This is a genomic window from Collinsella aerofaciens, from assembly GCF_039752775.1.
Taxonomy (GTDB): domain Bacteria; phylum Actinomycetota; class Coriobacteriia; order Coriobacteriales; family Coriobacteriaceae; genus Collinsella; species Collinsella aerofaciens_R.
Genome location: NZ_JBDMGT010000049.1, coordinates 1 through 10,810, shown reverse-complemented (window position 1 = coordinate 10,810; position 10,810 = coordinate 1). Strand labels below are relative to the sequence as shown.

General features: G+C 59.9%; 8 protein-coding genes. 2 read left to right on the top strand and 6 right to left on the bottom strand.

Annotated elements, in window-relative coordinates; translation table 11 throughout:
• Positions 1-52 precede the first annotated feature (52 nt).
• Positions 53-1,033 (bottom strand): phosphate acetyltransferase, encoded by a 981-nt coding sequence (gene pta, locus ABHR63_RS09675; RefSeq protein ID WP_346965173.1) that lies wholly within the window; start codon positions 1,031-1,033, stop codon positions 53-55.
• 231 nt (positions 1,034-1,264) lie between these two features.
• On the opposite strand from pta, the gene glf reads away from it, so the two are divergent.
• Positions 1,265-2,467 (top strand): UDP-galactopyranose mutase, encoded by a 1,203-nt coding sequence (gene glf, locus ABHR63_RS09670; protein WP_022094097.1) that lies wholly within the window; start codon positions 1,265-1,267, stop codon positions 2,465-2,467.
• Positions 2,460-3,491, top strand: coding sequence for a glycosyltransferase family 2 protein (locus tag ABHR63_RS09665; protein ID WP_346965172.1), 1,032 nt, complete (start codon positions 2,460-2,462; stop codon positions 3,489-3,491). The genes glf and ABHR63_RS09665 overlap by 8 nt, the downstream gene beginning before the upstream one ends.
• 372 nt (positions 3,492-3,863) lie before the next feature.
• On the opposite strand, the gene ABHR63_RS09660 is transcribed toward ABHR63_RS09665, so the two are convergent.
• The 5 genes from ABHR63_RS09660 to ppk1 form a co-directional block, all read right to left on the bottom strand.
• Entirely contained in the window at positions 3,864-4,865 is a 1,002-nt protein-coding gene (locus tag ABHR63_RS09660) for a P1 family peptidase (protein ID WP_195361190.1), read from the bottom strand.
• 101 nt (positions 4,866-4,966) lie between these two features.
• Positions 4,967-5,548 (bottom strand): Maf family protein, encoded by a 582-nt coding sequence (locus ABHR63_RS09655; RefSeq protein ID WP_346965170.1) that lies wholly within the window; start codon positions 5,546-5,548, stop codon positions 4,967-4,969.
• Positions 5,545-6,087 carry a DJ-1 family glyoxalase III gene (locus tag ABHR63_RS09650; RefSeq protein WP_346965169.1) on the bottom strand — a complete coding sequence of 181 codons (543 nt, stop codon included), beginning with the start codon at positions 6,085-6,087 and terminating at the stop codon, positions 5,545-5,547. Before ABHR63_RS09650 ends, ABHR63_RS09655 begins: the two co-directional genes overlap by 4 nt.
• Before the next feature lie 106 nt (positions 6,088-6,193).
• Positions 6,194-7,522: a 23S rRNA (uracil(1939)-C(5))-methyltransferase RlmD gene (gene rlmD, locus ABHR63_RS09645; protein ID WP_346965168.1), complete on the bottom strand. Its 1,329-nt coding sequence runs from the start codon at positions 7,520-7,522 to the stop codon at positions 6,194-6,196.
• Positions 7,523-7,620: 98 nt separating this feature from the next.
• Positions 7,621-10,200 (bottom strand): polyphosphate kinase 1, encoded by a 2,580-nt coding sequence (gene ppk1, locus ABHR63_RS09640; RefSeq protein ID WP_346965167.1) that lies wholly within the window; start codon positions 10,198-10,200, stop codon positions 7,621-7,623.
• Between the last annotated feature and the right edge of the window lie 610 nt (positions 10,201-10,810).

The following is a 10,810-nucleotide window of genomic DNA, read 5'->3' as shown; positions in this document are numbered from 1 at the left end:
CTGCGGAGTGTTTTCAGGGGTTAGCCCGTACGGCCTTCGGGCGATGCGTACGCTACTCAGCCATCTGAGCCTGGACGGCGGTGATGGCTACGACACCCACGATGTCGTCGGCAGAGCAGCCGCGCGAAAGGTCGTTGACCGGCTTGGCGATGCCCTGCAGGATGGGGCCGTAAGCGTCGGCGCCGGCGAAGCGCTGGACCAGCTTGTAGCCGATGTTGCCGGCCTCGAGATCGGGGAACACAAGCACGTTGGCCTTGCCGGCAACGGAGGAGCCGGGGGCCTTGAGCTGGGCGACGGTGGGAACGATGGCGGCGTCGAGCTGCAGGTCGCCATCGATGGCGAGCTCGGGAGCCTTCTCCTTGCAGAACTTAACGGCCTCCTGGACCTTCTTGGCGACCTCGCCGCCGGCGGAGCCCATGGTGGAGTAGGAGAGCATGGCCACGTGCGGCTCGACGCTGCCCATAAAGGTGGACCAGGAGTGAGCGGAGGCGATGGCGATCTCGGAGAGCTCGTCGGAGGACGGGTTGATGTTGAGGCCGCAGTCGGCGAAGATCAGCGTACCGTTGGTGCCGAACTGCGGGGTGTCGGTGCACATCACGAAGAAGGCCGAGACCAGCTTGGTACCCGGGGCGGTCTTAAGGATCTGCAGCGCGGGGCGCAGGGTGTCGGCGGTGGAGTGGCAGGCGCCGGAGACCAGGCCGTCGGCGTCACCCATCTTGACCATCATGGTGCCAAAGTAGGTGGCGTCCATCACCTGGGCGCGAGCCTGCTCGATGGTGACGCCCTTCTTGGCGCGGAGCTCGGCAAACTTCTGCGCGTACTCCTCGTGCTTCTCGGCATTGCGCGGATCGATGACGGTGGCGCCGGGAACGTTGATCTCGTCGGGGTTGCCCAGGATGACGATCTTTGCCAGGCCCTCCTCGATGATCTTGGTGGCCGCGACGATGGTGCGCGGATCCTCGCCCTCGGGCAGGACGATCGTCTTAAGGTCGGCCTTGGCGGCAGACTTCATACGGTTAAGGAAATCGCTCATGTTACTCCTTACAAGCGTTTCACTAAGCTCCAGGCGCCCGGCTGTTCACGAATAAACCCGCTGCTAGCGGGTTTACCTTTCAATTATGTACGCCGCGGTGCTTGAGCTTTCCTTGTGTGGCAAGCTCATTATAGGACGCATTAGCGCTATAATCGCTCTGATAAATATGTCTCGAAGAATGTTCGAGAAAAGCCCAGCTAACGAGCCCGTGGCTTTTGACAAGGAGTATCGATGCAGATTACCTCAGGCCTGCCTGAAGGCTTTAACGCCGGCGCGTACGACATGATTGTCGTCGGTGCTGGATATGCCGGTGCCGTTTGCGCCCGCCGTCTTGCCGAGACCATCGGCTATCGTGTTGCCGTTTTGGAGCGCCGTAGCCACATTGCGGGCAATGCCTATGACTGCACTGACGAGGCCGGAATCCTGATCCACGAGTACGGTCCGCATATCTATCACACCTTTAACGAGCGCGTGCACAATTTCCTGTCGCGCTTTACCAAGTGGACGGATTATCAGCACAAGGTGCTCGCCAACATCAACGGCACCCTTATGCCCGTGCCCTTCAACCACGCGAGTCTCAAGCTCGCCTTTGGTGACGAGCGCGGCGAGGAGCTGTATCAGAAGCTCGTGGAGACCTTTGGCAAGGATGTCAAGGTGCCCATTATGGAGCTGCGTAAGAAGAACGACCCCGACTTGGCCGAGGTCGCTGATTACGTCTACGAGAACGTCTTTTTGCATTACACCATGAAGCAGTGGGGCCAGACGCCCGACCAGATTGATCCCTCGATCACCGGCCGTGTTCCCGTCTTTGTGGGCGATGATGACCGCTACTTCCCGCAGGCTCCCTTCCAGGGCATGCCGCAGGACGGCTATACCGCGCTGTTTGAGCATATGCTCGACCACGATCTGATTGATGTGTTCTGCGACGTGGACGCCCGCGACCTCTTCGAGATCGACGAGACCACCGTCAAGATCGACGGTAAGGTCTATGGCGGCGAGATCGTCTACACCGGTCCGCTCGACGAGCTGTTCAATCTCGACCTGGGCGCCCTGCCGTACCGTACGCTCGACATGAAGTTCGAGACGCTCGATATGGATCAGTTCCAGCCCGTGGGCACCGTCAACTACACCACGAGCGAGGATTACACGCGCATCACTGAGTTCAAGAATATGACTGGCCAGGTCCTGCCCGGCAAGACCACCATCATGAAGGAATACTCCAAGGCCTATACGCCCGGCTCGGGTGAGACGCCGTACTACGCCATTCTTGAGCCCGAGAACCGTGAGCTCTATGAGCGCTATCTTGAGCGCGTCCAGAACCTGACGAACTTCCACCCGGTGGGTCGTCTGGCCGAGTATCGTTACTACGATATGGACGCTGTGACCAATTCCGCCCTCGATCTTTCGGATGAGATTATCGCCTGCCATGCATAAAGTCATAACATTCGGTATTCCCTCGTATAACGCCGCCAAGGACATGGACCATTGCATCACCTCTATCTTGGAGGGGAGCAATTACGCCACCGATATCGAGATTATCGTAGTGGACGACGGCTCCAAGGACGAGACGGCCGATAAGGCCGACGAGTGGGAGGCACGTTATCCCGGTATCATTCGCGCGGTGCACCAGGAGAACGGCGGCCACGGTATTGCCGTCCTTTCGGGTCTGCGCGAGGCACAGGGCACCTACTACAAGGTCGTCGACTCGGATGACTGGCTCGATGCTGCGGCTCTTTCGACTATACTGTCGATTCTGCGTGGCTTTGAAGAGCGTGACCAGCGCGTTGACCTGTTTATCTCGAACTACGTGTACGAGAAGGTTTACGAGGGCACGCATACCGCTATTGGCTACAAATTTGCCCTGCCGCGCAAAAAGATCTTTTCCTGGGATCAGATCGGTCATTTCCGCCTGGACCAGAACCTACTCATGCACAGCCTGTGCTATCGCACGGATGTGCTGCGCGAGTCCAACCTTCCCATGCCGCCGCACACGTTCTATGTGGACAACATCTACGCCTACGTGCCGCTACCGCGTTGCAAGACCATGTACTACGCCGACATCGACCTCTACCGCTACTTTATCGGTCGCGAAGGCCAGAGCGTCAACGAGGCAACGATGGTCAAGCGTCTGGACCAGCAGTTCCGTGTTACACGTATCATGATGGAGTCGTACCATCTGTACAGCGATGTTGAGTCGTCGCGCTTGCGTTCGTACATGATGGGGTACTTCACCATGATGATGGCGATTTGCTCGGTGCTCACCAAGCTTTCCGAGGAAGATTGCGCCGACGAGCGCCTAAAGACGCTGTGGAATGATTTGAAGGCCTATGACGAGCGCATGTATCGTCGTGCCCGCTACGGCGTGGTCGGGTTCTTCACCAATCTGCGCGGTCGTGCCGGTGACAAAACCACACTCGGCCTATACCGTCTTGCCTCAAAGATCTTCAAATTCAACTAGCTGCTGAGTAATCGCTGCTGATAGGTTGACTGGGCCCCTTGGCCTTTAGTTTGCTACTGCGAACAGTCCTGCTCGCACGGAAAGCACATTAAGTGCTTTCCGGCTCGTGCGGAACTTGTATCAAACTAAAGGCCAAGGGGCCTCTGCTATAAGAATCGATTGTCAGGTTATTTGAATTTGAAGATCTTCGACGCGCGGTACACAGGGGCCTGGGCTGAAAAGAATCTGGTTGGTAGGTTGCCCGGTGGGGCTTGGTTATGTTTGTCGCGAGTTCCGCACGAGCCGAAGAGCACTTAATGTGCTCTTCGTGCGAGCCAGGACTGTAGAGCAGCAAACATAACCAAGCCCCACCGGGCAACCGGACGAGCTAGTTTACTTTGCGGCACCGGGGATGCCGTGGGAGGTTTTGGCGGTTTTGGCTCCGTTTACGATGGCAGTTTCCAGGGCCCTTACTGCGAGCATGCCCAGCAGGTCTAGGGGAACGGTGGCGCTTGCCTGGGCGCCCAGTTTGCCGCTGGCGAGGGTGTAGATAGTGTCGCCGTCGTTGGTGGTGTGCGTGGGACGGATGGCGTGTGCGTAGGCGTCTGCAGCCATCTGGGAGACCTTGGTGGCTTGTGCCTTAGTGAGTTCCACGTTGGTGACGATGCAGCTGATGGTGGTGTTGGTGCGGTCGAGCGGCATCTGCATGGATCCGGCGGCGGCAAAGGCTGCGAGTTCCATGTCGACGATCTGGTCGCTATCGGCTGCGGCGCGCATACCGGCGACCCACTCGCCGGTGAAGGGGTCGACAACGTTGCCGCAGGCGTTGACCGAGACCACGGCGCCCACCTTGATGGGGCCGAGCGCCACGGCGGCAGCGCCAAGGCCGGCCTTCATGCAGGTAGCGGGGCCCATGAGCTTACCCACGGTAGCGCCCGTGCCGGCGCCTACGTTGCCCTGTTCGAGCTTGGTGGGGGTGTTGTCGAGTGCTTCGCGCACGGCGGCGATGCCGGCCTCAATGTCGGGGCGAACGGTGGGGTTACCAAAGGCGAGGTCGAAGATACAGCTCGAGCACACGATAGGCACCTGCGTGGGGCCGACGGGAAGGCCGATGCCGCGGCTCTCAAGCTCGCGAGCGACGCCGCTTGCAGCCTCGAGGCCAAAGGCCGATCCGCCCGAAAGGCAGACGGCGTGGACCTTGTCGACGGTGTTCTCAGGTCGCAGCAGGTCGGTTTCGCGCGAAGCGGGAGCACCGCCGCGAACGTCAACACCGCCGGTGGCGCCCTCGGGTGCCACGATTACGGTGCAACCGGTGCCGGCCTCCTCGTCCGTATAGTTGCCATAGCAAAAGCCATCGACATCGCAGACGTCAATGGCCTCGAGCAGTGTATCCATGTTTAACTCCTATCGGTTTTCCGCCGCGCCTTGTGCCCGGTCGGGATCCGTACGGTACGCCAAAATTGTAGGCGCTGGGGGACACCCGGCGCCAGATGCAATTACGAGAGTTTTTGAATGGCACGTGCGACGCGGGCGATGGGTAGGCCCACCACGTTATAGAAGTCGCCCGAAATATCGTGCACGAGCATGCGGCCGCCTGTGCCCTGGATGCCGTAGGCGCCTGCCTTATCCATGGGCTCACCAGAGGTGACGTAGTGCTCGATCTGCCCGTCGGTAAGCTCATAGAACGTCACGTCGGTCACATCGACAAACGACAGGCTCTCGGCGGCATGCGGGGCGGCAGTATCGCCTGCCTTAACGATGCAGACGCCGGTTGCGACCTGGTGCGTGCGGCCCGAAAGCTCACGGAGCATGGTGCGCGCCTCGTCCTCGGTTGCCGGCTTGCCCAGAATCTTGCCGTCAAAGGTGACGATGGTGTCGGCCGCGACCGTCAGCTCATTGGGCTCGGCATACTCGGCAGCAACGGCAGCCGCCTTGGCGCGTGCCAAGCGCTCGACAAGTGTGAGCGGGGCCTCGCCGTCGAAGGGAGTCTCGTCGATTTCTGCGGGAATCACGCGAATGTCATACCCTGCCTCGCGCATCAACTCGATGCGGCGCGGTGATTGCGAAGCCAAAATCATAGTTGGATGCCCTCGGCGACCTTCTCGACAGCCTTGTCGCCGGCGAGCGTGCGCAGCAGTTCAAGCGCAAAGGGGAGCGACTGGGCCATGCCGCTGGCGGTGATGATGTTGCCGTCTTGCGTAACCTTCTCGCCGGTATAGGCGCCCTCGGGGAAGCTTTTCTCAAAGCCAGGGAAGCACGTGGCATGGTGCCCCTCGAGCAGGTCGAGCTCGCCCAGGATAAACGGGGCGGCGCAGATGGCGGCGACGTGCTTGGTCGCGGCGAACTCGCAGACCACGTCGCAGACGCGCTGATCTGCGCGCAAGTTGGTGGCACCGGGCAGGCCGCCGGGCAGCACGACGCAGTCGTACTCGTCAAAGTTGATCTCATCAAAGAGTGCATCGCAGGTCACGGGGATCTGCAGCGAGCTTACGACCTCACGCGTGGGCATAATCGAGACGAGCGTGGCACGCACGCCGCCGCGACGCATGACATCGACCATGGTCAAGCATTCAATAGTTTCAAAGCCATCGGCGGCGAGAACGGCAACGCTGGGCATGAGGGTTCCTTTCATAGGCGGCATACAATTAGCCGTCTTATACCCCGAAGACCTCCGCTTGCCACGCTCGATTTCCCAATGATTTTTCTGAGCAATGATTAAGTGGCTAGTTGCGCTTGAGGTGGACGACGGTCTCGCAGTGGAAGGTTTGTGGGAACAGATCGACTGGCGTGATCTTTACGGGGGAGAAGGTGCCTTCTTCGACAAAGCGTTTGAGATCGCGCGCCAGGGTGGCCGGGTCGCAGCTCACGTAGGCGACATCGCGGGCACTCGTGCTGGCGATAAGGTCGATCGCCTCGGGGGCGAGGCCTGCGCGCGGCGGGTCGACCACCAAGATGTCGGCATCCTGGTCGGGGAACTCGCGCACCGCGTCTCCGCCGATGACGTCGACGTTATCAAGCTTGTTGATTTCCAGGTTACGGCGTAGATCGCGCACGGCGGGGCCGTAGGCCTCGACGGCAGCGACAAAGTCGCAGCGGCGGGCGAGCGGCAGGGTAAAGGTGCCGGCACCGCAGTACAGGTCCACGGCAAGCTCGTCTTCCTGCGGGTCGAGCGCTTCCATGACAAGCTCGATCAAAATCTCGGCACCCTTGGTGTTGACCTGGAAAAAAGACGGGGCAGACAAGCGCATCTGACCCTCGGCGATATTCTCGGTCCATGAGCCCTCTCCGGCGAGCATTTCGACCTTGGAGACACGGCGGGCCTTCTTTTCGCCCTTGCTCATCACGCGCACGATGCTCGTGGGATGAGCGGCGTCCGCCAGCACGCGGGAGACCTGCGAGCGCGGAAAAGAGCCTGTGGGCGTCCAGAGTGCGACCTCGAGTGCCTTGGTGCGGCGCGATGCGCGAATGCCCACGCGTTCGAGCCCCAAGTCATGGCTGCCGCTTAGATAGTTGAGTGCGCCGACGACCGATTTGAGTGCCTTGGGGAAGCGTTTGTCGAACAACGGGCACGAATCGACGGTCACGATCTTGCGAGGATCGACACCGTGCATGCCAAGACGCACGCGGCCGTTTACAACGGTCGGCTCGAGTTCGATTTTATTGCGGTAGCCCCAATCATCCTTGGTGTGGCGGATGGGTTGCACCAGTTCATCGACTTGATCGGGGCTGAACTTGCCGATACGCTCGAGCGTGGAGCGCAGATTTTGCTCCTTGGCGGCGAGCTGTGCCGTGCGTGAGAGATTGCCCCACGAGCAGCCGCCGCAGATGCCCACGAAGGGGCAGGGAGGCTGAATGCGATCGGGGCTTGGCTCCAGAATCTCGGTGGTGCGGGCACGCATGAACGACTTGCCGTCCTGTACGACCTCGGCCTCGACGGTGTCGCCTGCCACGGCGCCCTGCACAAAGACGGCCTTGCCGTTGTCGGCGTGTGCCAGCCCGTCGGCGCCGTAGGTCATCGATTCTATAGTGAGCTTCATATTCCTGCCTGTCATTCGCGTTGTTGTTCGCACCATGGTAGCAGGGAAAAGCGCCCCGCATCCGAGGCTTTCCTCAAATGCGGGGCGCTTCTACAAACTGCTTCTACAAACGACTATTTCGTCTTGCCGGTAATGAGCGTCTTAAGACCCAGGCCGATCAGGCCCAGGCCTATGCGCACGCGACCGGGGCGATGGCGCTCGATGGCCTTGGTCTTGCCGGCGGGCTTATCGCGACGGGCGCTCGTCTCGGATACGGGCTTGGTGACCTGCGGCTCGGGCTGAGGTGCAGGTGCAGGTGCAGGCTCGGGCTCAATGACGGTCGCCTGGAACTCTTGGACCTTGGGTGTGGTCGGCTGCGGATCAGGAGCTGAGGCGGGCTTTGCCTCGGCGGCGGGCTCCGGAGTCGCGGTAGCGGGCTCGGGCGCTTTCTCCATGGCGGGCTCTGCGGCAGCCTCGGGCTCATTCACCGGGGGAGCGGCAACCGCTTCCGGTTTGGCGGCTGCCCCATGTTCAACCTCGTCCTGAATAGCTTCTTCGGCCACACGTTCCTTCTCCTGTGCGCGCTGCTGCGCGGCGGCCTCGGCGTTGCGATAGGCACGCTCCAGTAGAGCTTCCTGCGAGTTGAAGGGTTTCTCACCCTCTGCACACTCCACGGGGACCCAGGTGCCGTCGCTCGTGAGGCTGCGGGCCTTCACGTTGTCCTGCAGCTGCATGCCCATGTACTCGTGTACCAGGGCGCGGCAGGTGGGGTCGAGCACGGGGAAGGCGATCTCCACGCGGTGCTCGGTGTTGCGTGTCATCATGTCTGCTGAGCTCAGGTAAACCATGTCCGAGTCCACGCCAAAAGCGTAAACACGCGCGTGCTCCAAAAAGCGTCCGACGATGGAGCGGACATGCACGTTCTCGGTCTTGCCCGAAACACCGGGCTTGAGGCACGAGATGCCGCGGATGATCATGTCTACGCGCACGCCGGCACACGATGCCTCGGCGATCTTGTCGATGACCTCGCGGTCGGTCAGCGAGTTGAGCTTAAAGAACACGCGGGCGGGCTCGCCGGCAAGGGCGCGCTGAATCTCGCGGTCAAGCCCGCGCATGATGAGCGGTTTCAGTCCGACGGGCGCCACACCCAGGAAGCGGTAGTCGCCGCGCAGGTTGCCCAGCGACAGATTGCGGAAGAACAGGTTGGCGTCTTCACCGATGCCGGGATGGGCTGTCATGAGCATAAAGTCGCTGTAGAGTTTGGCCGTCTTCTCGTTAAAGTTGCCGGTGCCCAAAAGCGTGAGGCGGGTGAGCGCCATGCCCTCGCGATAGGTGAGCTGGCAGATCTTTGAGTGGCATTTAAAGCCCTCGGAACCATAGATGACGGTGCAGCCCGCCTCTTCCAGACGCTCGGCCCACTCGATGTTGTTCTGCTCGTCAAAGCGGGCACGAAGTTCCATGAGCACCGTGACCTCTTTGCCGTTCTCGGCAGCATCGATCAGCGACTCGCACAGGCGGCTCTGCTTGGCCACGCGGTAGAGTGTGATGCGCAGCGAGATGCACTCGGGGTCGTAGGCGGCCTCGTGCACCAGATCCAGGAAGGGGTTCATGGCCTCGTAGGGATAAAAGAGCAGCTTGTCGTGCTGCAGCACCTGTTCGCGGATGGAGCGGGTCATATCGATGGTGGGGTTGGGCTGCGGCTTAAACGGCGTAAAGAGGAGCTCGTTGCGCAGGTGCTCGGGAATCTTGCCCTCAATGCCAAAGACGTAGCCCAGGTCGAGCGGGATATCGCAGGTAAAGACCGAGCGGCGCGAAAGCTCGAGCGCCTTGCGGATGGTCTTGAGCGTCGCCTTCTCGAGCGACCCCGAGACCGCGAGCACTACCGGCTGCAGACGCAGGCGCTTCTTGAGAATGCGCTTCATGTGCTGGCGGTAGTCCTCTTCCTCTTCGACGCCCTCGCCGTCCGGATCGATGTCGGCGTTGCGGGTGACTCGGATGAGCGCGCGGTCGAGTGGCTTGTAGGAGCCAAAGCAGCTGTCCAGGCAGGCGAGGATGACGTCCTCGAGCAAGATGTAGGAGTAGGTGCCGGTGGGCGAGGGGATCTCGACCACGCGGTTCATCGAGGCGGGAATCTCGATAAGGCCCAGCAGGCTCTCCTCGTCGGTGGCGCCGTCCAGACCACAGGCCAGATAGAGCGCGCCGTTGCGCAGGTTGGGGAAGGGGTGGCGAGGATCGATGACCAGCGGCGAGATGACCGGCGACACGTAGGCCTGGAAGTAGCGGGTTACAAAGGTGCGCTCCTCGGGCGTAAGCGAATCGATGTGGGCGCGGTGAACGCCCAAGGTGTCGAGCTTGCCCTCGATGCTCTTAAAGATGGACTCCCAACGGGTAAGGAGCCCGGGCATTTCGGCCATGACAGCATCGACCTGTTCGGAGGCGGTCATATTGCTCTTGTTGTCGACAGGTTGTTTTTTGAGCTCCGCCAGATCGGACAGGCCGCCCACGCGCACCATAAGGAACTCGTCGAGGTTGGACTCGAAGATCGAGACGAACTTTAGTCGCTCGAATAACGGAACGGTTTCGTCGAAGGCTTCGTCGAGCACGCGGTTGTCAAAGCGTAGCCAGCTGAGCTCTCGGTTTTGCGTGTACGAGAAGTCGCGCGGCGGTTTGCGCAGCTTTGCGGCGGCTTGCTTCTTTTCGATTTTGCTCGGCATATGCATCTGTCCGTTCAGTCCCCACAAGGGACGGTAGCCTAACACTAATCACTATTGTCTCAATTTAGTCGACCTGTGGCACGGACGCATCGCACGAACGGTATCTTTACCTACTTCTTACGCTGCCAAGGCATGCAACTAACTGCCCAACTCGTTTAGAAACAATCTATATCCATACTCAATTGGTGAGGATGTATGAATAAGAATGATTGAGAGCTGAATACAATCGAATCCAAATTGAATCATGAACAAACGACATATATATGCAGAAAACCGTTTTAGCTATGCAATTCCTAAACATGAAAATATTTGTGCAATCTAGCTTAATTCCTTAGAAAAAAGAACATTTACCTTTGAAAACCTGCTTTAGAGAACCGAAGTGCATCATGGGGGAATCATATGAGATATACCGTTCATCGCACTTTGCTGACCGTTCGGGGGCGAGGTGGAATTGCAGGTGGTTTTTGGATATAACTAGAGCTGTCAGCAAGCAGCGTCCCATACGGAGGGGCGCTGATACATTCGGCCAGTAAGGCCCGAAAGAAAGGTAGGAGGCCATGACGAAAGGTCTGCACGTGCCTTCCGAGATCGGCAAGCTCAGGAAGGTCTG